Raw genomic sequence first — 22994 nt, forward strand, 5'->3', positions numbered from 1 at the left:
GTCGCGCGGCGGCAAGGGCGTCATCAACATGAAGGCCAACTCCAAGGTCGGCAAAGTCGTCAGCATCCAGCTCGTCGACGACACCACCGAGATGATGGTCATCAGCCAGTTCGGCAAAATCATCCGCATCGACACCAAGAGTGTCCGCGCCGCCGGCCGCTCCACCTCCGGCGTCCGCCTCCTGAATCTCGAGGCCGACGACAAGGTCGCCAGCGCCACCGTCATCCCACCCGAAGACCCCAAAACCAACGGCGAAAACGGCACCCTCGTGCAGTAACCGCCGCTTCAAAGAGCGCAGCCTCAGGGCTGCGCTCTTTTTGTTGTCATTCCCGAAGGGCATCTGCCTCTCCTTCGGATCACAACCAAACTTGAAGGGGCACGGCTTCAGCCGTGCCATAAGACACCCCATAACACCAAAGGCTCGGGCTTCAGCCCGAGCCTTTGATTTCGTTGTGAGCGCGATTATAGCGATCGATGAGTGAGCGGTAGGTATCTGCAGACGTCATCCAAAATGACCAGTATGTCTCGAAAAAAAGTTTTCCATAAAGCCTTTGGGTGGTATTAATCTGTCTGCATTCATAACAACTAATCCGCCGCAGTACTAAACCGCTGAGTAATAGGAGACTGCTATGGCAACCCCCTTCAAGCGCCTTGTGGTGTTGATGATGGAAAACCGCTCGTTTGACCACATGCTCGGTTTTCTGAAGGCAAAAGACTATCCGATCGATGGACTGAACGGCGACGAAACTAATCCCGCCGCAGATGAGGGAACACCTATTAGGGTCAGTCCGGATGCCCGCAACGTGAATGATCTAACTCCAGATCCAAGCCACGAGTTTCCCGACATCAACTGGCAGATATTTTCTAATGCCGAAGGCACCGACAACGGTCAGGAGAAAATGCAGGGCTTCGTCCAGAACTATGCAACTGATAGCAACGACGCTGTGCATGGTGCAGTTGTGATGAAGTGCTTTCACGAAGGTACACTGCCAATCCTATCGACACTGGCCAAGCAGTTTGCAGTTTCGGACAAATGGTTTTCATCGCTACCAGCATCAACCATTCCGAACCGGTTGTTCGCGCACGCCGCATGGTCTGGTGACTCAATCACGCAAGATGCAATCGCAGCGCCAGCAAAGGCCAGAACGATTTTCGAAGTTATCGACGATCCCAACAATCTAGATGCAACGTACCGCATCTACAGCAGCGGCTCTACGATTCTATTGGCGAACATTTATCTGATGCATCATCAAGACAAATTCTTCGACATAGGAGACTTTGCTCAGGACTGTAAAGATAATGTCATCCCTCAATACACATTTATCGAGCCGATCTACGATGGAGTGAACGCCAACAGCCAGCACCCTGATTTCGCGGTAGACAAAGGCGAGAGTCTTATCGCGGAGGTCTACAACGCTATACGGGACAGCCCATTGTGGGAGGACACCCTACTCTTAATTGTTTACGACGAGCATGGCGGCCTCTACGATCACGCGTATCCGCCTACTCTTCAGAACAACACTGGTTTGCCCGATCTACCGCCCACTAAGGATTTCGGGTTCCGCTTCGACCGCTTGGGGGTCAGAGTTCCGGCCGTCTTCGTGTCGCCATGGTTGGCGCCTGGAACTATTCTCGCGGATCAGTTTGACCATTGTTCGATTGTCAAGACCGTTCGGGAACTGTTTTGCCTTGATAAGCAACCGTTCAATTGGAGAGAGGCGCAGGCGGCGAGCTTTGCCAACATTGCGAATCTGACCGAGATGAGGGTTGACAAACCCGCACTTCCCGACGTTGTAGCGTCAGACGGGACGATGCAGCTGTCGGCTAGGCGGAAAGTGCTTCCAGCAGCACACAGAGGCTCTCAGGCTCAGAGCCCTGGAACCATCCAAACCATCCAAGCTCTATCGAAAAGCACTCGAGTCCCCAAGCTTCCAGCTCAGCAACCGCCAAAACTCCGAAAGCCCACGGACCTCACAATGCTAATGGCCCAAGCGATGGAGTACTCACTCCACACACAAGGCATTAATTTGAGCAAGAGTACCCATCAAATCTACTCAGCCCAGGATGCAGTGAATTACCTCAAGGAAGCCAAGAACGCGATAAAGGCTATAGGTCAATAATGAGACGACTGTCATACGCGATCTTAGGTTCCACTGTCCTTTTTGCCACGTTCCTCCATGCACAGACGATCGGGGTCTCGTGCCCGCAGTTCTTCAAAGATGGCCATCAACGTATCGCCTGTGTGGAAGCCTTGCTTTCGCAGGATGACTATCATTTCACCCTCGCATCCTTGCCCCCCTCTAACGGGTTTGGCCTCGGGCTTGTTCTTATGCATTCGTTCAAAAGCACCAAGAGTGACAACGAGGTCGACCTCAGTGTCACTGCCGCCGGCACAACGAATAATTCGTGGTACACAGGTGGCGATATTGTCTGGTCCCTACCTTTCCGCACGTCGGAAACGGACGGTAACGAGGCAAAGCTTGCATCCGCTACAGAAAAGAATTGGCATCAAACAGCATTTCATTTCCAGGTAGCTCACCAATCGGTGAAGACGCTGTACTTCTATGGAATTGGCTCAAGGGCTCCTGCTACTGCCTACGTCTACGCAGAAGACGACACATGGGAAAAGTTATCAGGTCGATTGCCAATCTCTCATCATATTGTGCTAGTAGCCGAAAACGGCGTGCAGGCGACGAATCTGCCTATGTCATCCGATCCGTCCGCCATCACCGCCAATGTGCCAAGCAGCCAAGTTCCAGGAATAGATCATCAACCCACCATGTTGGAGACCAACGTCGGTCTTCAAACCCGTGCTCTCAAACGTATTAGTCACGAAATCGAGAAATTGCCTAAAGGCGGGACCCCACACCTTCAACCATTATCGCAGTTCCTGTTCGAGAACGACGCGACCGTCCAGTGGGATCATCCCCTCGACGGATCGCAATTGGCATTTAGGCAATTTCGTTTTGATGGCGACGAAAAGCTCAATCTGCGAGCATGGCTGCGGAACTCATTCGTTCCGGCGCAACACCCATTTGTCTATCATGTGCTCTGTCAGGACAGTAACAAGCAGACCGATGAATGCAATCTGGGTCAGTTTGATGTTAGAAGCAGACTCATCTTGTCAGGAACGCCAGCCAATAACCAAGTACCGTTCTATCTCCAACCCACATTGGGTGGCAGTGATATAGACAACAACGTCACCCTGCGTGGATGGGACAATTACCGGTTTCGCGGACGTGATGCCGCGCTGCTTCAGTTCGAGTCGAATTTCGTTGCATGGGATCCGTTTGGTGTATACCTCTTTTACGACGCGGGCGGTGTTGGCCAGAACGCAGGCGACCTTTCTTTAGCTCACCTGCGGCAAGACGCAGGAGCGGGAGCATCGTTGCGCATACAAGGCAGTATTGTGGCGCAAACCTACTACGCGTGGGGCGCAGGCCACGGAGGCCGGTGGGGATACAATTTTGCAAAGGTTTTTTAAGCTCCAGTGTTGGCTGATTGGGACATTGCGCCGCTTCGCCAAAAAAGCTTAGTGGGCCAGAGAAAGGCAGGCTACACGGCTACCTTCGCTGCGGCTCCGCCCACGTCTAACCTCTGCGGAGCCTCACCATGATCCGCGCGACTCTCCTGCTCGCCGCTGCAGCCGTCCTCATCCCCACCGCCCACGCGCAAACTCCGCAGGACCCCTGCACCCTCCTCACCCCCGACCAGATCAAAGCCGTCCTCAACTCGCCGGTCGAGCCCGGCCAGCCGGGCGTTGCCAAAGGCTCCAACGAATGCACCTGGGGCGACGCCCACGGCGAGGACCGCGTCTACATCGCCCTCCGCCCCGCCGCCGACTTCCGCACCACCCGCACCAGCCTCGAGAAGTCCGGCGTCCACCCCACCCCCGTCGTCGGCCTCGGCGACGACGCCTTCTTCGTCTCCCCCGACGACTCCTCGTCAGCCCTCTATGTCCTCACCAAAAACCACCTGCTGCTCCTCACCGTCACCCTCCCCGACGCCACCCAGCAGACCAATCAGGCAGCCGAAAAGTCCCTCGCCACCCAGATCCTTCCCAAACTCTAACCAACAGAAAAAAGTGACCCCCCCCACCCGTTAACTTCCCTGAATCCAATACTTTACCTATAACTCAATTCAAGACTTTGCGCAAAAAGTCCAAGCCTAAGTCCCATCTTCTGAAGACTTTGCACAAAAACCGGGGGGAGGGGTACCCGTCCTTTATTTGCAAGGCGCCGGCAGCCGCGAACTCCCGCACGTGAATTTCGCAGTTGCATTCTTAAGTGGAAAGGCCGATATCGCCTTCGAGCACTTGCTGGACGAGCTTCGGCCTTTCGCCCGCTCGCCAAAGCCGCGCGGTATGCACGACGCGATAGCGAAGGGGTCCGCCGTCGGCGCGTTCACTGCGCGTGATCGGCCGCGGGATGCAGACGAACTCGGTGCGCATTTCATTCGCGGTGAGCCGAACCGTTGCATAGCCGTGGCCGCCAAGGTCGACGAACTCGAGGTGTGGGGCGAGTTCGGGGTTCGAAGCGGCATGGGCGCGCTTCAGGTCAAAGCTCTTCGCGTACTCAAGGCACGACCGGACGCCGTGCTTGAGCAGCATGTTGTAGGTCCAGTCGGGTTTGCCTCCGCCGGGGCGATCGGCAAGGAACAGCGGACGAAGCGGATCGGCTTTCGGAAAACCATGCTCGAGCGCTTCCATGGTGCCAGCGCTCGAAAGCGACGCGCCGACGAAGCTCAGGCCTACGGGATAGAACTTGCCCGGCGGCAACTCCGACGTTGCGTAGCCCGCCCAGAAGCTGTGCCGGTCGCCGGAGACAATCGCGAAGCCCGTAATTTTCTCGTCGCGCACAAGGTCGTATATCTCGGCGCGCTCCCGATAAGCCGATCCATAGTCGCCGCTACTCATCAGGGCGTAGGTGGACTTCGGCCATGTCTCCTTTGTGAGTCCAGGCGGAAGGTTTTGCGGGTCGCTCCGCCAATCCGGCGCGCCTTCGGAATTGCCCCAAATCTTCCAGGTCGCATTGGATTTGCGTAGCTGGTCCTTGAACCAGGTCTTCTGGGTGGCGCCGAGGATCGTTTGCGGTGGCGCATCCTTTCGCGTGTTCGGAACGTGCGCGCCGTTGAAGGAGATTTCGTTCGGCGGGTTGCCGCCATTGAAGGTACGGCCTCCATCAAAGATCTGGGCGGCATCCTCGGGGTACATGCCGGTGAATTCCGGACCAAAGCTGGCGACAGCTTTGTCGGTGAAGGGATCTGCACTGCGGTAACTATGCTGGTCGGTGATGATGAGATCGAGATGCCGACCGTAGCGGTAGGACCGATAGCCGATGAGGCTGTTGATCGCCGTGAGATTGTTGGGCTCGAGGCCGAGGCCGTTCTCATCCCATTGCTCGATCCGCACATCCTTGACCGGGGGCGGACCGAACGTCTCGAGTGATCCGCTCGGCGGAGCGACGCGCGCGGGCAGATATTCGAACCATGCCTGGTTGGCGGCGATCTTGATGCTCTGTCCCGGGCGTTCTGGGCCACCTGCCTGCTGGATGCTCTGCCAGCCCTGCCAGGAGAATTCGTGATTGTCCCACATGGCCACGAACGGCCAGCGAGCCCTTGCATCCTGCAAGTCTGGATCGGCAAGATAGCCGCGATAGATCGCGCGGTAGCCTTCGACCGTCAGCGGATAGTGGAAGTGGCCGACCTTGCCGCCATCGGGGATCCGCGCGACCTCGTAAATCGTGCGGTCGTAGCGTGTCTTCACTTCGTCGGGGTATTCGACGACCTCGTATATGAAATCGCCGAGGTGCAGGACAAAACCGAGTTGGTCGGCCGGCGCCGCCCGCTCGTCCTCGAAGATCATGCGGCGGTAGGCGTTGAGCTTGCCTTCGTTGACGTCCTGGCAGCTAATGAAGGCGAAGTTGACCGGGCGCGGATCATTGGTTGTCGGCGCAGTAATCGTTCGGCCCACGCGACTTCCATTTCCCTCGCTGTCGGTAAAGCGATACCAGTACACCCTCGCCGGCCTCAGTCCACCCGCCAACACGCGGCACGTCCAGTCGGACTCCACCGAAACTCGCGCTGCCGCGCTCACCACGACCCGCCGGAACGCAGGGTCTTCGGCCACTTCGACATGCAGCGTCCGCGGCGCAACACCTGCAGCGTAAGGCCGTCGAGTCCACAACAGAACGCTGCTATGGTCCGGGTCGCCCGAAGCGACGCCCTCTGGGAACATCGTCCGTTGCTCACGCCACGCAACCCGCGATGCGTGCGCGACGCCATTGCCCCACGCCGCCGTGGCGCCGACGCTCAGAGCTGCCTGGAGAAACGCGCGGCGATCGATGCGCGACATGAGTATCCTCCGTTGAGCTTCTGATTATTATTTGTCCGGGCAGCACATGGCTGAAATTGTGACGACTGGTATGTATGCAAGGCTGAATGGCGCTTTACCGCCGCCGTAGCCAGTAAACTCAAAAAGAAGCTCCCAAAGCTTCCGGTCGCCGCGCCGCTGTTACTAGCGCTTTGAAAAGAGACCGGCTACACCACAGCTGAGAGGGCAATGTTCGCGCATCAGGGCCAAACGCCCCATTGGGACCGGGGCAAGAAATCTAATTGGTTGTTCCTCTCGTCTGCGCGGACATCGGTTCCAAGGTAGATGGCAATAAACCGCTTAATAGAACGGGCACAATACTGCAGTCTCTTCACTTCTTCTCGAACAGGGACTTGAGCATCGACTGCCCGGATGGCCTCGCTGCAGGTTCGCCACGTACGGGGAGAGCGCTTTCCAAGAACCGCTACGATAAGCCGCGGATTGCGGGCGGGTCCAGTTGCTGTCCAAGGCCGCCTTGGATTTCCGCTGTCTGCCTTCACTGCGGCGCCGTCCATCCGACGAAACGTCTTATCGTCTTCAAGCCTCCAATACTGTAACGCCCCGGCCGGCCCATTACTGTCTTGCGGAGTCACCGCTAACTCCTTTACTGCTCTCGTTCGCGGCGTTAAGTTCGCCATGGGCGAGTTATCTCCTTCGTTTTTCAGCGGCGGTATCCCACCTCCGCGTCATTGGTGAACTAAAGTCGCATTGGCCTTTTCTTTAGTAACCCCTACACCTATGCCCACGACTTCTCTGTTCCTGTGAGGATGCTCAAGAGCACGGAACGGCTGAATCGTCGGTCGTAATCGACCGTTGGGTATGCAATGACGTTTCCGTCCAAAGCGGTTGTATGCGCGGTGGTGACTGCCGGCGCTGCCAGTCTCTACTCGGCGCGCGGAACCCCGGGTCGGCACTGGCTGCATTTCTTCGTCTACCTTCTCGCGATACTTCTCAGCTCGGGGATGAAGGTCGCGATGCCCAAGACCAACGGGACGATGTCAGTAAACTTCCCGTTTGTCCTTCTCGGTATCGTTCAGCTTTCGCCGCTCCAGGTCATCGCTTTGGCGGTCGCGAGCGTCATTGCGCAATGCCGGATCAAGGTCGTCAAGTCATTCACCGTAGTTCAGATTATCTTCAACGTGGCCAACGTTACCACGGCGACGGTGCTGGCATGTTTCATCTATACACGGTCGCTGCATGTGGTTCACGGCGAAGTCGCGCCCGCACTCACGATAGCGGCAACAGCGTACTTCCTGGCGAATACCGTTCCGTTGGCTCTGGTGCTCTCTTGCGAGTCGGAGTCCTCGCCTTTCAAGCTCTGGGGCCAGGAATTCCCATGGTATTTCCCGTTTTACGTCGTGGGCGCGATTCTGGCGTTTCTAGCCGATTTTGTTGGCATCCACTTCGGCTGGATGACATCGCTGCTGATTATTCCAATGGTCTACACCGTCTACCGCGCGTATCGCGCTCAGATGGCGATCATTCGCGATCGCGAGCAGCACATTGTTGAGATCGAGGCTTTGCACTTGCGCACCATCGAAGGCCTTGCTATGGCCGTCGAGGCAAAGGATCAAAACACCCACGAACACCTGATGCGGGTGCGCGTCTACGTGTCCGAGTTGGGCAAGATCATGGGCCTCGACTCACTGCAAATGAAGGCGCTGGCCACGGCCGCCTCTCTGCATGACATTGGCAAGCTGGCGGTGCCTGAACACATCATTAACAAGCCAGGCAGGCTGACCCCGGAAGAATTCGAAAAGATGAAGATTCACCCTGTGGTCGGCGCCGATATTCTGGAGCGCGTACGGTTCCCGTATCCGGTCGTTCCCATCGTACGGTCGCATCATGAGGCTTGGGACGGCAGTGGCTACCCGGATGGCCTGGAGGGTGAAGAGATTCCGATCGGAGCGCGCATCCTTTCCGCGGTCGACTGTTTCGATGCGCTTGCTTCGGACCGGCCATACCGCCGGGCATTGCCGGTTGAGGAAGCTCTGGCATACCTGAAGAGCAAAGCCGGCGTTCAGTTCGACCCTGAAGTCGTTCGCCTGTTGGAAGAACATTACCCAGAGCTTGAAGCGCGCGCGCACCAGGAAATCGAAGAGATGATGCCGCTCGACACAGACCTGGTCATCGAGCGCGGCGCAGCGCCCAGCGCCGGATTTGAGCAGGAGCATGTCGCGCTGGAATCCGCCTCGCCGATATTGCAGTTCAAATCTCCGCGACTGGCGGCCACGAGCGATCAACGAGCCCAGGCAATTGCCAAATTGAAACAGGCGTTGGCAGCGTCGCGTAGTTTGCGCGGAGCAAGCAGGGCGATCGCTGAGGTCTTGCAGTCCGTGACTCCCTTCGATTGCTTTGCGGTGTATCTGAAGTCAGAAGCAAGCATCATTGCGATGTACATCGAGGGTCCTGGCGCCGAAGGATTCTCGACGCAGCCGATTCCGATAGGAGAGGGTCTATCGGGATGGGTCACGAAGAATGCACGTAGCATTCTCAACGGTAATCCCACGGTGGAACCCAACATTCTCATCGAAGCCGACTTGTTTACAAGCCGCAGTTCTGCACTTTCAGCTCCCGTGTTGAGTTCAAGCGGCGATGTCATGGGTGCGATCACGCTTTATTCCCGCGAACAATCGGCGTATTCGAAAGACCATCTGAGAGTCCTTGAAGAGATCGCGCGGGAGTTTGCATGGGCGATGCAGAATGTGCCCCAAGACACGGATGCAGCATTGGAGGGAATTTACTCGGACGCAGTGGACGGCTCCATTCTTGAAGTCGAACACGCGTCATGAGGCGAATCTTCGCGATCATCAAGTGGCTTGGCAGAACGCTGGGCATCGTTGTCCTGGTCATGATCGGCTCTACCGTTCTCGTTCGCTACGCTCCCGGATACTTGAGCGACCCGGGTGAGATGGACGCGCGTTACGCGCACGTAGTTCGTGCAGAACTGTCGGAGGAGGCCGCGCGAAGCCACTCCATCACGCAGATGCTCGGCACCGAAATCACGGGAATGAGCCGGGGGAGCGCCGGGATTTCGCGGCAATTTGACGTCCCGGTCCTAGAACTCATCCGCCCGCGCCTGGCAGTTACAGGAGAGCTGCTGCTGCGCTCGCTGCTTGTTGGCTGGGCGCTGGCGTTGTGCGCTTCGCTTATTGCGAGCGCAGGAAAGGAGCCGTCCCTGCTGTGGCAGGCCCCAGGGACGCTTTTACTCGCGGTGCCCACCGCAGCCATGGCGACTCTGTGTCTGCTGGCGGAGAAGGGCGGTCCGGTTCTCGTGATGGCTCTCCTGATTGCAGCACGCGACTTCAAATTTCTCCATCGGCTATTGCGCAAGGCATGGCTTGACCCGCATGTGTTGCACGCGCGCGCCCAGGGGATCAGGCAGCGGCGCTTGCTTGTGGCGCACCTCTTGCCGGCGTTCGTTCCCCAGCTTGCCGCGCTTGCCAGTCTCTCCATCGTGACGGCGCTGAGTGCGTTGGTGCCCGTCGAAGTCCTCTTCAACGTACCCGGGCTCGGCCAATTGGCATGGAACGCCGCGCTCAACCGCGACCTTCCCGTATTGCTGGCCGTTACGCTGACGATGGCGATTGCGGTTGCGTGCTCTGGAATGGCGCCGAGCCGCAAGGTGGAGCTGTGCGCATGAAGTTCCATCGCTTGCCGGCCTGGCTCCTTCTCGGTCTTGTTCTGATTGCAGCGGCGATCATCGCCGCACCGGGCGCAAGCTATTCTCATCAGGATCGCGACCAGCCTCTCGCCATTGCTTCCGTGCGCCACCCGGCTGGCACCGACGCTCTCGAACGCGATCGCCTGGTGCGCGTCTCGGCTGCTCTCTTGCTCAGCCTGATCGGGGCGCTGGCTGCCGCAGCCGTCACGACCGCCGCCGCCGCAGGTGTGGGGACGTTGGCAGCCTTCGCGGCGAGCGGCCTTGGTTGGATCCTCATGCTCGCTTGCGACGTGTTTCTCGCGCTCCCATGGCTCTTTCTGCTCATGATGGTTCGTTCTGCGCTGCCGCTGAACACGTCGCCTGCCCATTCGGCAGCCATTACGTTTTTCGTCCTTGCGGCTCTGGGTTGGCCCGCATGTGCCCGCGCGGTCTACCAGGGAGCAATCGACCTGAAAAACTCCGAATGGATGCTGCAAGCTCGTGCGGCAGGACTGCGGCGCCCTCAGGTGGTTCGCCATGTTGTACCCAACCTGCTGCCGCTGCTTCTGCCGCAGTTTCTCGTTTGTGTTCCCGCATTCGTGATGGCCGAAGCGAACCTTGGCGCCCTGGGGCTGGGAATCGGTGAGCCGCTGCCGTCCTGGGGAGGGATGCTGCTCGAACTCGACAACTCCTCTATGCTGCTCCAATCCAATTGGGTGTATTTTCCCGTTGCCCTGCTGGTTGTGGTTCTGCTTCTGCTTGAAGCAGTCGCGGTGGAGAACTGAGATGCGGCGCGTTCGCATTCACACGGTCTCGTTCGCTGCCGTCCTGGCGATCTCGGCCGTCACGCTGATCGCGAAGTGTGGTGCCCAGGCCGCGCAGCGCCTGCCCGGCGAACTCGCATGGACCATTGGCTACGACCCGAAGACCTTCGATCCCGCCAAAGTCGACGACCTCGATTCGGAGACGATTCGCTATCTCACGGCCGGCGTCCTGCTGCGCGTCAATCGGCTTACCCAAAGTGTGGAGCCGCAGCTCGCCCAAAGTTGGGACCTTTCGCGGGACGGCAAGACTATCGTCTTCAAGGTTCGATCCGGACTCAGGTTCTCTGACGGCAGCAGCCTGACTTCACGCGACGCGGCCTGGTCTATACGCCGTGTTCTGCTTCCGGCCACGGCCGCTCCGGTCGCAGATGAGTTCATCAATGCGGGCGGCGTCACCGTCGAAACCCCCGACCCAGCCACGGTCATCGTTCATCTGCCCCAGCGAGTGATTGGCATCGGCAAGGTCTTCGACGAGATCGCCATTGAACCTGCCGACCGTCCCAGCGAAGGCCGGATCACCTCCGGCCCGTTCGTCGTGGCCGATTACCTGCGGTCGCAATACGTGCGCCTGCACCGCAATCCTTACTACTGGGAAAAGGGCTCGAACGGTCTCTCCATTCCATACGCAAGCGGCGTACGCCTCGACATCCTCAACAATCCCGAGCAGGAGACCCGGCTCTTCCTGCGCAGCGAATACGACCTCATCGATCACATCCCACCGGATTACTTCGAGCTTCTGAAGAAGAAGGCTCCATCCACAGTGCGCGACCTCGGCCCATCGCTGAACACCGAACAGATGTGGTTCAACCAGTCGCCGTCGTCGCCGCTTCCTGCGTGGGAGAGATCCTGGTTTCAACAACGAGCGTTTCGCGTCGCTGTTTCGGAGGCCATTCACCGCGACGACCTGGCGCGTATCGCCTATCAGGGCCACGCCACTCCGGCTTATGGTTTTGTCTCGCCGGTTAACGCGGTCTGGTACAACCGAAACCTGTCCGCGCCCCACACCGATATCTCAGCCGCAAAGGCTGCGCTCGCCCGCGCCGGCTTCCATTGGGCTGGCTCGCGGCTCGAAGATGCGGCAGGCCACCCCGTCCGCTTCTCAATCCTGACCAACGCCGGAAATGCCGCGCGGCAAAAAATGGCAACTCTGATTCAGCAGGATCTTGCTGCACTGGGCATGGAGGTCAATGTCGTCGCACTCGACTTTCCCGCGCTTGTCGAGCGCTTGATGCATACCCAGGACTATGAAGCCTGCTTGCTCGGACTCGAGAACGTCGAGCCCGACCCCAACGCCATGATGAACGTATGGCTCAGCTCCTCGCCCAACCATCAGTGGAGCCCGTCGGAAAAAGCGCCGGCAACACCGTGGGAGGCAGAGATCGACCGTGAGATGAACGTGCAGGCCACGAGCATGAAAGATCCGGTCCGTAAGCAGGCTGTCGATCGTGTGCAGCAGATCGTCGCCGATCAGCAGCCTTTCATCTACCTCGTTTATCCCAATGTTCTAGTTGCGGTCTCACCGCGCATTGAAGGCGTGCAGCCCGCAGTGCTCGAACCGGAACTGATCTGGAATGCTGAGTATCTTCGGCTGCGGAGTTCGCGATGAGCACCCAGCCTCTTCTGCGTGTGCGGCTTCGCGCCAGTTATGGCGACAAGTCCGTCCTGCACGACATCGACTTCGATCTTCATCGCGGTGAAGTGTTGGGACTCGTCGGCACCAGCGGCGCGGGGAAGAGCACGCTGGTCCTGTCGCTGCTAGGCCTGCTGCCCTGGCGTGGTGGGCGAGTCACCGGCCAGATCGTCCTTGACGGACAAGACCTGCTTCAACTCTCCGAGGGCAGACTGCGCGAACTGCGTGGTCGTCAACTTGCCTTGATTCCGCAGAGCCCCATGACCGCGCTCAACTCTGCAATCAGTCTTGAGAATCACTTCCGCGAAGCATGGAGAGCGCATGAGAAGAATGGGAGTGCAGAATTCTCGGCGCGCGTGCAGAGGCTTTTCGACGAGGTCCAACTGCCATCGGACCCGGAATTTTTGCGCCGGCGGCCATCGCAGATTAGCGTTGGCCAGGCCCAGCGCGTACTTATTGCACTCGCGCTGCTGCACTCCCCGGCGCTGATTATTGCCGACGAACCCACCAGCGCACTCGACCCTGTAACGCAAGCCCAAATCGTCGACCTGCTCAAGGGATTGAGCCGCAATCACGGCGCCACGCTTCTCTATGTCTCGCATGACTTGGTCTCTGTGCTCAGGATTTGCGACCGGATCGCTGTGCTCGAATCCGGGGCGATTGTGGAGACGCTGCCTGTTCACCAGCTCGCTGCCGCTCGGCACCCCGCCACCCTCAATCTCTTATCGACGCTCCCCGTGCCTCCTTCCGTTTTACTGAGTTACCGTAGCCGACCTGTACGAAAAGGTAGCTATGCAGAAGAGCATTTCCGTACCAAAGCGCTCTCGCAATTCGTTACCTAAGTCGATAATGTGACCCACTCTGGTTACAACGAAGGGGTCATTGAGGTTGTAGATCCCCCCCCACTAAAGTTGCGTGAACACAGGGGTATTTCAAGTTGAACGGCCCTCTTGCCGTCACAACTTCGTACCCACGTGAGCCAGCAACTGTGAGACGACCTGGCGGGAGGTAACCATCTTGAATTCGAGGCTTCGTTCGATTCTTGTCCTTGGGTTAACGATTGCGATTGTGGGCTCGACCTCTGTCGACGCGCAGACCACAAACAGCAAAATATCGCCTGATCTGGCGGCGAACCCGACCTCCGGAAATGTCCAGGTAATCGTGCAGTACTACAAGCCGCCTTCTGCTGGTGAAGGTGGGCTGCTGGGCGGCGTGCTCGGCCTTGTTGGAGGCTTGGTCAAAACGGTGCTCGGGATCGTCGATGCCGTCGTGGAGGTCGTTCCCTACAGCAATCTCAACAGCATTGCCGCTGATCCAAACGTGAAATACATATCGCCCGACCGGACGGTCGGCGCGCGCCAGGTTGTGTCGATCCCCAGCGCCGAATACACGACCGAGCCCATCAACGCACCTGCGGTGTGGCACGCGGGCTATCAGGGAACGAACGTCGGTGTGGCCGTGATTGATAGTGGAATCACACCGGTGCCCGATCTCAACCTGACCCCCTCACTCATGCTGGGCACTGCCATTCTGTCCGAGCCGCTGTTCTCGTCGACCGAGGCGCCTCCTTATGCCACCGGCAGGATCGTGTACAGCCAGAATTTCGTGCCGGGTCAAAACGATGCGCTGGATCACTACGGACACGGCACGTTAGTCGCGGGCCTCATCGCCGGAAACGGCGCTGCGTCTACGGGCTCGCAATATTTCCGCACCTTCCGCGGCTCCGCTCCCAACGCCAACATCATCAACCTGCGGGTCCTCGATCAGAATGGCGCGGGAACCGATTCGGCAGTGATTAGCGCGATCGGTCAGGCGATCTCTCTTAAGAGCAAGTACAACATCCGCGTCATCAATCTTTCGATTGGGCGCCCGATCTATGAGAGCTTCACACTGGACCCTCTTTGCCAGGCCGTGGAGAAAGCCTGGAAGGCCGGCATCGTGGTGGTGGTCGCGGCAGGCAATGATGGTCGCGACCTGACGCTGAATCCTGAAGGCTACGGCACCATCGACGCGCCCGGCAACGATCCGTATGTCTTGACGGTCGGCGCGATGAACACCAATCTCACGCCGCAAATCAATGACGACGTCATTGCAAGTTACAGCTCTAAGGGTCCTGCGTTCATTGACCACACAGTGAAGCCGGACATCGTTGCGCCGGGCAACATGGTTACCAGCCTCAGATTCGCGAACGATCCGCTCGCTACCGATAATCCCGGTTTCTACACGTTGTATTCCTTCTACCAGACCCACGGCGCGAACAGCCCGTCATCATCCTATTTCGCGATGAGCGGCACCAGCATGTCAGCAGCTGTGGCTTCCGGTGCCATTGCCGATCTGTTGCAGGCCGCCCCGAAGCTGACCCCGGATCAGGCCAAGGCTCTGCTCATGGCCAACGCCGACCGCAGCTATTTCCCGGTTACCAGCAGTGTCTCGGCTGATGGAGTGAACTACGTCGCGAATTACGATGTGTTCACCGTCGGCGCCGGCTATCTCGACATCGACAAAACAATCCAGGCTGCGCTCGTGAAGAATGGCTCGGTGCCGTCGGGCACCGCCATGTCACCGATCGCAACCTACAACACGTCGACCGGCAATATCACTGCCATTACTGATCCAAGCGCGCTTTGGACGAACTCCGGGCCTTGGTCGGCATCCAGCGTCTACGCCGGCAATGCGTTTCTCTCTGGAACAGATTCCGCCGCGATGTGGGGCGTAACCCCGCTGTGGACCAACGACGACCCTGATGGCGCCACGGCTCTGTGGGGTAAGACGGCTCTTTGGGGCAAAGGTTCCCCCGAAGCCGAAACGGCTTTATGGGGCAAGACCGGAACCGACGCCTCGTCAGTGCCACTCCAATTCTGATCGGCCAGTTGGCCGATCAGAGTTCGCCACTATAGCTCAAGTAATAGGGCTCACTCTCGCCACCCCAGCCTTGCCGCCTGCTCCGCAGTGAGGTGTAACAGATATAAGAAGCCCTCATGGCTCTCAATGTGAGCCAAGACATCTCGCACATCAGAACCCTGCGGGAGAAGGGGATTTACGGCTTCGACTAGTTCGAACTCGTCGCCGAAGTCGTGCTCCCGCGGCCTCGCCCCTTGCCGGGTGCTTGGTACCCACGGGCGTATGTGCCCGACGTAGTGCCACTTCCCGGATTCCCCCCCCCAAGTGCACGAAAGATGGAGTACGTACCGTCTGGTCCGCCGGGCAATGCTCTGTTTTGGATCCAGCGAAGTCATGAGAGTGCAGTAAAAGAACTTGTGCGTGCGAAACGAGCAAGTAGGATCCTGTTATAGCGTTGCGCGAGGATGCACGGCAGATTCGCTGCCGACGCATAGGAGATGATCACCACTCGCGCCCAGAGTGGATTCCACAGCAGAAAAAGCGGCAAGAACCCGAGCATGCACCAATGGGCGATCTCTGCGCGACGCGTCTCGGCAAGAAACCTGAGAACCTGTTTGTGGTTCCACGCAAAGAGCCCCGTCTTTGCTACGCCGCCAATCCAGGGCGCACCGTCTGGCAAAAGGCGCTTCCACTTGCGGATGGCGAACACGTCGCGGTAAATCCTGCCGTCTCGCTCCCAGTGTCTCGGCGCCGTGAGCCATGTATCGTGTGCGAAGAACTCGTCCGGGATGCGAACGGCAGCGCTGCCAATGAGAAGGTGAATCGCCGGCCAACCAAGCACGTTCGCGATCCATGCTCCTGGGTTCATACCTCCCGCCCTCGCCACACCGATTTTTGCTTTAACATGCGTCGCAATGCAGACCGACTGAATACCGCACAGTAGTAGCTGAGCGGGACAGGGTAGATGAGACACGTGAGGAGCCGGTAGCTCCCGAACTGCCGCGCCAGCCACGCGAGCTGCAACGCAAGCAGAAGATAGATCATCAACAAGGCGCCGCGATTCGCGACATCGAATCCGATCATCAGGACGACGCTCCAGAGTGCTGAGATCCAGACGATGGAGTACATAACAACGCCTTGACCTGAGGCAGCGGCGCCCTGCACGAATGCTTTGGCCCAGCTCTCCGACATCTGACGCATCCCGTCAGGGAACATTCGCATGTGCATTGTTCCGCGGCCGCCGAAGCAGAGAATGCGTCCGCCGGATTCCTGAATTCTGCTCGAGAGCCGCAGGTTCTCGAGGATGACATCGCGTACCGCGGAATGTCCTCCTGCAGCAAAGTACGTCGACTTATCGATCAGCAGCGACTGCCCGAAGAGGCGAGGCACAACGCGAACTCCGAATCCGCCGGCACCCGCAGCCATCAGGATGTTGAAAACCAGCGAGAGTTGCTCATACTCTGCTCTCGTCTCGTGATACGGCAGGATTGAAAACACAAGGCGGGGGTCGCGGTAACGAGACCACAGTGAGAGCGTGCGATCAAGGCCGCCCGGTCGCAGGTATGTGTCTGCATCAAGAAACAGCAGTATCCTGCCCGACGAACCTTCTGCTCCTTGCTGACAGGCCCACGCTTTTCCCGTCCAGCCGGGTGGTAAAGGCTTGGATCGCACCACCTTCGCGCCTAGGGCCTCTGCTATAGCCGCGGTTTCATCTGTAGATTCATCGTCAACGACGAGGACTTCAAGTGGAGGTGCTCCGGCCGCCGGAAGCGAGGCTAGCAATCGGGCCAGGTTCCGTTCCTCATTGCGAGCGGGAATGACGATCGATAACCCCGGTGCGTCGTACGCGCACGCTGGTGGACACACGGGTACCCTCCGTATCAAGAAAAATCCCGCGCTGAGTCCAACCACCGCAATGATTAGTGGCACGATCACGAGTGTCGCTCCGCTGCATCCTCAAGTATGGTCTTCGCTACCAACTGTCCGCTGAGCGCAACCATAGGCATCCCTGCGCCCGGATTCACGCTTCCGCCCACGAAGAAGAGATTGCTGAACTCCTTACTACGCTTAGGCGCTTTGAACGCGAAGTTGCGACGCCTGTCGCACACCACGCCGTAGATCGATCCGCGATTAGAGTTGTAGCGCTCTTCAATGTCGAAAGGTGTCCAGAAGTCTTCCACAATAATGTGGCGGCGCAGATCCGTGAGTCCCATACGCTCCAGCTTGTCGAGACAGAGCTCCTTGAGCGCTACATAATCCTGTCGAGTGTAGGGATGCCGCTCATTAACGTGCGGAATATGCGGAAGTATCTTGATGTTGTCGCATCCTACCGGTGCCTGCGTCGGATCACTGCGCGTCGGTGCTACCAGGTAGATCGTCGGATCGTCGGGCAGCTTCTTCTCGCGGAAAACGCGGCGGAAGTGAGCATGAAGATCGTTCGAGTAAAAAAAGTTGTGATGAGCGAGCTGCGGATAGACGCGATCAAGCCCGAGATGCAGCACGATGCCGGAGCACGAAGGCTCGAAACGCTCGAGCTTCTTCATGGCCTGATCGGGCATATCGAGCAACCGCCGCATGGCGGGGATCACTTCCATGTTCGAGACAACATAGTCGGCAGGTAGTATCCGGCAAGTGCCGTCGCCATTGCGAACCTCCACGCCAGTCACTTTCCTTCCATTGCGAGTAATTCGCAGCACCTCGTGGTTCAAGCAGAGCGCGACGCCGGTCTCATCGAGACGCTTTTTAAACGCGCGCGCGAGTTGATACATTCCGCCCGCGACGTACCAGAGCCCGAACTGCATCTGGATATTCGGCATGAGATTCATAAAAGCCGGCGAGTCGAGCGCACTAGAGCCCACATACTTGATGAAGTACTCGAATGTGTCGCGAAGGTACTTATTGCTCAGCCGCTTGTGGATGCTGCCGGACATTGTGTGCAGAAAGTCGAGGTCCCGCGCGTCTTTCCACCCGTAGAAACGCATGAACTCACCGAAGGTGTCGAATCCGTGGCTCAGATATCCACGCTCAACGATGTCGTATTGACGGCGCGAGTATTCCAGGAAGCGTTGGTACTCTTCGAATGCGGTGGGGCCAAATCGAGCGAGTTCGTATCGCATGCGTTCGCGATCTTCCCAAAGATCGAGCACGACCCCGTCTTCGAAGAAGTTCCGCCACTGCGGATCGACCCGCTGAAGGGAAAAGTAATCTTCGAGTGTCTGCCCGTCGCCTTCGAACAGCGGTCGAAATATCTGTGGGAGCGTGAAAATCGAAGGGCCGAGATCAAAACTGAATCCTTTTGTCTCGAGGACATTCAACTTGCCGCCGACGTGCGCGTTCTTCTCCAGGACGGTTACTTGAGCGCCACTGCGTGCCAACATAATGGCTGCGGACATTCCGCCCAAGCCGGCGCCAATTACGATGACCTTTTGATTGTTCATCATGCTGTTGGAACCACCGTGATGGATATCGTCTGGTTGGCTCCACTCAGCCGGAACGAGCATTCCTCAAATCGTGGCGCGCCATGGCGAGCAGGCGGATTGTTGGAGACACCCACCGGTTCGCGCGGAATTCCTAAAAAGTTGCGATCCAACTTGTGATTTCCGTTCAGATCTTCGTAGACGCTCACAGCGTACGTGCCGGCGGGAAGATCCGTGCTGAACTCGATCATTTGCGAGCGATTTGCAATCGGAAGAAAACCGCGGCGGACAGCTTTATCGCGGTCACTTGGGAAGCCGTTTGCTGAAGCAAAGATCAGGTACGCCAGCTCGCCGTGTGCGCCGGGCGCCAGGCTGACGCGTACTGAAAAATGAGTTTCCGGGCCTGTCCGTCCCGCCCACGCGACCGCTAAAAACGCTGAAAAGATCAGCGATAGCAATATGGAAAAGCGCGCGAACGAACGGAATCCCCCGTGCCGCAGCCGGATGACCGACGCAAGCTGACGAGTTATCTTTTCTGCGAACGGAAACCAATGGATCTCCCGCGCTGCGCTGTCATTCGAGATCATGACAGTCTTAACCCGCGAAAACGTACGGAGCCCTTCCGGGCCGTGATAGCGCCCGTAGCCGCTCGAGCGATTGCCGCCAAAAGGTGCGAACGGGTTTGCAATCACACGGATTACGTCATTGACGGCGCAGCTGCCGGACGAGAGTTGCGACGCGACTTTGCGGCCGTGCTTGCGATCGCTCGTCCACACGCTACTGCTCAATGCAAACTCGCTGGCGTTTGCGAGCGCTACTGCTTCTTCTTCATCTTGGAACGAAGAAACGCAGACAACAGGGCCAAACAATTCTTCGAGGAGGATACGGGCTTCCCGAGGAACATTCGAGAGCACCACAGGACCGGCAGTAAGCTTTTCCGCTTGCTCTGGAAACTCAAGGATGGCACCGCGGGCCAGCGCATCCTCGATCTGTTGTTGCAAGCAGATCGAGAATCCGCCCGGCTCGGGGCAGAGATCGGCTCCGAGATCTGGGCCAACATTGAGGCGCTTCAAGCGATCCTTGAAACATTCAAGGAAGCCGGCATATATGCCGGTCTCGACATAGACGCGCTTGACAGCAACGCACACGCGTCCGTCGTTCGAAAACGCACCGTAGGTGATGCCCTCGATGGCGCGTTTGAGATTGCAGTCTGCGAATACGATTGCGGCGTCTTTGCCGCCCAGTTCGAGAGCGCAAGGAATCAGATTCCTCGCTGCATGCTCAGCTACCGCGCGGCCGTTTGCGCTGCTCCCGGTAAAGAAGATAAAGTCTGGCCGAGCGTCGATGAGCGCCGCAGCTTCATCTGGTCCGGAACACAGAACCTGCACAAGTCCTCTCGGCAGCCCGGCACGCTCGCAAAGGTGTGCGATGACCGATGCCGTTGCAGGAGTGCGTTCAGAACACTTAAGCACCACGGCATTTCCAGCAACAAGAGCCGTCGCAAGTGGTATTACGGATAGTTGGAAGGGGTAGTTAGAGGCGCCGAATATGAGAGCTACGCCGTGAGGTTCCGGATAACTCTCGAATTGTGATCCGCGGAAGAAGATCCATGGCTTGCCTACTCGTTCTTTGCGAAGAATTCGCACCGCATGGCGTTCGTAGTACCGAAGATGCTCTAGCGTGACCAGAACATCTCCTGAGAGCGCATCAAGAGCAGGCTTAGCTACTTCCGCTGCAATGGTGCCTGCGATTTGTTCGGCGCTGGCCGCAATCTCACGCCGGAGACGTCGAAGCATCTTGCACTTTCTGGATACCTTCAGCGCGGCCCAATCCCGCTGCGCCTCTCGTGCGCGGAGTAGAATTCGGCTTGCCGTGAGCGGGGTCATGCGTGTGCCAGCTCCAGCGGCTTAGCCACCGGATGTGGAATCTCGTACTTTTGGCAGAGCAGATTCGCTGCGATTCGGGCGGACTCGAAAATGGTTGGCAGACCACTGCCTGGATGCGTCCCACCTCCAACGAGATAACAATTCGAAAACTCTTCGAATTCGTTATGAGGGCGCATGTAAAGCATCTGATTCCAGCTGTGCGCCATGTTGAAGGTGGCGCCCAGAAATACGGAGTGCTTGTGCTCCCAGTCTTCGGGAGTGATGATCATTTCCTGTCTAATGTGCGGCGTAATGTCGCCAAAGGCTGTCCGTTCGCGAAGTGTTCTGAGAACGTATTCCCGGCATTTCTCCTTCTGCTCTGTCCAGTTGATCCCGCTGGTGTTGTTAGCGACCGGAACGAGAACGTAGACGGCCGAGTGACCCTCAGGTGCCGAGGATGGGTCGGTAACTGCGGAGTTCCGGATATAAAGCGACATATCCTCAAAGCTCGCTTGCCCTCTGGTGATAGCCTCGATGTTCTTCTTGTAGTTCTTGGCAAAGATGATTGTGTGATGGTCAACGTTGTACTTCCGATCGAGACCTATGTACATCATGAAGGTTGAGCAGGAGAAGCGCTGCTTCCTCAACTGATCGGGCCGATAGCGTGAGCGAAGGCGCTCGCTCTCGAACAACGTGCTCATCGCGTGGCCGAAGTCGGCGTTGATAACTACGTCATCGCATAAGATTTTTTCACCATTCTCCAACTCGACTCCGCAACTCCGGCGACCATCGAGAAGGATGCGCTTGACTGGAGTAGAGACGTGGATCTCAGCTCCTTCCTCGCGCGCCACTTCGGCGAAGGCTTCGCTGATTCTCGACAGACCTCCCATCACGTGGTAAACGCCATGAGCGTGCTCCGTGTAGGGAATCATTGTGAACAGTCCGGGACAATCCCACGGTGACATGCCCAGATACTTAGACTGAAACGTGAATGCCAGTCGCAGCTCCTCGGACCGGAAGTAATCGGCGAGCACGTTGTGCAGAGAGCGTCCAAGGGCGACGTGCGGTACGGCGCCGAGAAGAGTTGGACTGATGAGGCTCGCAAGTGTGCCGTAGGGCTTCTGCAGGCACGGATAAAGCTTCTTGAAGCGCAGACTCTCGCGCTCAATGAAGCAGTCGAAGCTCGCTCCCTCTCCGGGAAAGTGGCGCTCGATCTCAGCCTTCATCGCGTCCGGTTCGGATCGGGCGCGCATGATCTTGTCCGGAAAGGTCAGCGCGTACATCGGATCCAGCCTGCGAAACTGGAGATAGTCGCTTGACCTGCGCCCTCCCTCAGCGAAGAGTTCGTCGAGAAGGAACTTCATCATGAGGAAAGTGGGCCCAAGATCAAAGCTGTACTCGCCCAGCGTGACCCTGGCGTTACGTCCTCCGATGGTGTGCTGTTTCTCAAAGACCTGCACACGGAAGCCACGCTGCGCAAGAAGCATTGCACTCGCCAGGCCACCGGGCCCCGCACCTACGATGATGATGTGTTTCTTGGACCATGGCTGGTAGCCGCTCATGAGCCCACATTAGTTGTCAGGGGAGAGCCATTGAACGCCGGCGGATCGTCGCCACGCAATCATTTGACTGGTATGCAAGATAACGGACTCACAGTTAACTGCCACTCAATCGCACAAAATTGCTCGGCGTTATCGGTTCTGACCGGTCGTAACAACGACAGCTGCGCATGGAGCTTTGGACAGACTCCGGTAGGAATGCTTCTGCATGGAGTCGAAATAGATTGAATCGCCCCGGGAGAGTGTGTAGTGCTCTGTACCAACGATCATTTCCAGCTTTCCCTCGATTAGATACAGAAGCTCAACTCCCGGATGGAAGTGCGGAGTGACACGTTCGGGAGCAACCGGGTGGAAGTGAGCTAGGTAGCCGTTAAGCTTACGTTCGTTCACGCGAAAGTCGAGGCTCTCGAAATGCCACGGAACCGAACCTGCCTCTTTTGGATCTGACGGTAGAATCTCGCGTTCGCTGCGTCGGGCGACGGCGACGACATGGCGCTTCCTTGGATCGCTGAAAAAATAGTCAAGACCAACGTTGAAGACCAGAGCGATTCGGGTAAGGGTCGGTAAAGTTGGCAGTAGACGACCATTCTCTAACCGGGAGAGCATCGCTACTGAAAGTCCGGTGTGTTCGGACAGTTGTGCAAGGCCCATACTGCGCCTCAGCCTCAGGGTGCGCAGTTTGTCCGCAATCGCATACGGTCGTATCGACTCTGCGATCGCAGAGTCTCCTGAGGCGAGCCGAGATTTGTCCTTATGGTTGACTTTACGCACGCTCAAAATGCTTTGCATTATTGTAAATGTCGCGTGCAGTAAGAATGACAGGAACGTAGGTCGCGCCAGACATCA

Annotated in this window: 17 protein-coding genes; 10 read left to right on the forward strand and 7 right to left on the reverse strand. The window is 57.8% G+C overall.

Features of this window, described 5'->3' with window-relative positions:
* The 4 genes from VGU25_02685 to VGU25_02700 form a co-directional block, all read left to right on the forward strand.
* On the forward strand, positions 1 to 277 hold a 277-nt coding region (locus VGU25_02685; protein HEV2576095.1), incomplete at its 5' end, for a DNA gyrase C-terminal beta-propeller domain-containing protein.
* Between the two features lie 352 nt (positions 278 to 629).
* On the forward strand, positions 630 to 2120 hold the full coding sequence (locus VGU25_02690) for an alkaline phosphatase family protein (protein ID HEV2576096.1): 1491 nt from the start codon (positions 630 to 632) through the stop codon (positions 2118 to 2120).
* A complete protein-coding gene (locus VGU25_02695) occupies positions 2120 to 3484 on the forward strand; it encodes a hypothetical protein (protein HEV2576097.1) in 1365 nt (454 codons plus the stop codon). The genes VGU25_02690 and VGU25_02695 overlap by 1 nt, the downstream gene beginning before the upstream one ends.
* A 128-nt stretch (positions 3485 to 3612) precedes the next feature.
* Complete coding sequence (locus VGU25_02700; protein HEV2576098.1) at positions 3613 to 4071, forward strand: hypothetical protein; 459 nt, start codon at positions 3613 to 3615, stop codon at positions 4069 to 4071.
* 211 nt (positions 4072 to 4282) lie between these two features.
* Here VGU25_02700 and VGU25_02705 read toward each other — a convergent pair whose 3' ends face one another.
* Positions 4283 to 6352 carry an alkaline phosphatase D family protein gene (locus tag VGU25_02705; protein HEV2576099.1) on the reverse strand — a complete coding sequence of 690 codons (2070 nt, stop codon included), beginning with the start codon at positions 6350 to 6352 and terminating at the stop codon, positions 4283 to 4285.
* Positions 6353 to 7650: 1298 nt separating this feature from the next.
* On the opposite strand from VGU25_02705, the gene VGU25_02710 reads away from it, so the two are divergent.
* The 6 genes from VGU25_02710 (at position 7651) to VGU25_02735 (ending at position 15329) form a co-directional block, all read left to right on the forward strand.
* Positions 7651 to 9162 (forward strand): HD domain-containing phosphohydrolase, encoded by a 1512-nt coding sequence (locus tag VGU25_02710; GenBank protein ID HEV2576100.1) that lies wholly within the window; start codon positions 7651 to 7653, stop codon positions 9160 to 9162.
* Entirely contained in the window at positions 9159 to 10013 is an 855-nt protein-coding gene (locus VGU25_02715; GenBank protein ID HEV2576101.1) for an ABC transporter permease subunit, read from the forward strand. Before VGU25_02710 ends, VGU25_02715 begins: the two co-directional genes overlap by 4 nt.
* A complete protein-coding gene (locus VGU25_02720) occupies positions 10010 to 10798 on the forward strand; it encodes an ABC transporter permease subunit (GenBank protein ID HEV2576102.1) in 789 nt (262 codons plus the stop codon). The genes VGU25_02715 and VGU25_02720 overlap by 4 nt, the downstream gene beginning before the upstream one ends.
* Position 10799: 1 nt before the next feature.
* Complete coding sequence (locus VGU25_02725; GenBank protein ID HEV2576103.1) at positions 10800 to 12443, forward strand: ABC transporter substrate-binding protein; 1644 nt, start codon at positions 10800 to 10802, stop codon at positions 12441 to 12443.
* Positions 12440 to 13309: an ABC transporter ATP-binding protein gene (locus VGU25_02730; GenBank protein HEV2576104.1), complete on the forward strand. Its 870-nt coding sequence runs from the start codon at positions 12440 to 12442 to the stop codon at positions 13307 to 13309. The genes VGU25_02725 and VGU25_02730 overlap by 4 nt, the downstream gene beginning before the upstream one ends.
* Before the next feature lie 175 nt (positions 13310 to 13484).
* A complete protein-coding gene (locus VGU25_02735) occupies positions 13485 to 15329 on the forward strand; it encodes a S8 family peptidase (protein ID HEV2576105.1) in 1845 nt (614 codons plus the stop codon).
* A gap of 370 nt (positions 15330 to 15699) precedes the next feature.
* On the opposite strand, the gene VGU25_02740 is transcribed toward VGU25_02735, so the two are convergent.
* The 6 genes from VGU25_02740 to VGU25_02765 form a co-directional block, all read right to left on the reverse strand.
* Complete coding sequence (locus VGU25_02740) at positions 15700 to 16176, reverse strand: hypothetical protein (GenBank protein ID HEV2576106.1); 477 nt, start codon at positions 16174 to 16176, stop codon at positions 15700 to 15702.
* On the reverse strand, positions 16173 to 17243 hold the full coding sequence (locus VGU25_02745; protein HEV2576107.1) for a glycosyltransferase: 1071 nt from the start codon (positions 17241 to 17243) through the stop codon (positions 16173 to 16175). Before VGU25_02745 ends, VGU25_02740 begins: the two co-directional genes overlap by 4 nt.
* A complete protein-coding gene (gene crtI, locus VGU25_02750; GenBank protein ID HEV2576108.1) occupies positions 17240 to 18748 on the reverse strand; it encodes a phytoene desaturase family protein in 1509 nt (502 codons plus the stop codon). Before crtI (VGU25_02750) ends, VGU25_02745 begins: the two co-directional genes overlap by 4 nt.
* Positions 18745 to 20610, reverse strand: a complete 1866-nt coding sequence (locus VGU25_02755) for an aldehyde dehydrogenase family protein (protein HEV2576109.1) — start codon at positions 20608 to 20610, stop codon at positions 18745 to 18747. Before VGU25_02755 ends, crtI (VGU25_02750) begins: the two co-directional genes overlap by 4 nt.
* On the reverse strand, positions 20607 to 22151 hold the full coding sequence (gene crtI / locus VGU25_02760; GenBank protein HEV2576110.1) for a phytoene desaturase family protein: 1545 nt from the start codon (positions 22149 to 22151) through the stop codon (positions 20607 to 20609). The genes VGU25_02755 and crtI (VGU25_02760) overlap by 4 nt, the downstream gene beginning before the upstream one ends.
* A 129-nt stretch (positions 22152 to 22280) precedes the next feature.
* A complete protein-coding gene (locus tag VGU25_02765) occupies positions 22281 to 22865 on the reverse strand; it encodes an XRE family transcriptional regulator (protein ID HEV2576111.1) in 585 nt (194 codons plus the stop codon).
* Positions 22866 to 22994 lie beyond the last annotated feature (129 nt).

The sequence above is a fragment of the Acidobacteriaceae bacterium genome, assembly GCA_035944135.1.
In the GTDB taxonomy this organism is placed as follows: domain Bacteria; phylum Acidobacteriota; class Terriglobia; order Terriglobales; family Acidobacteriaceae; genus Granulicella.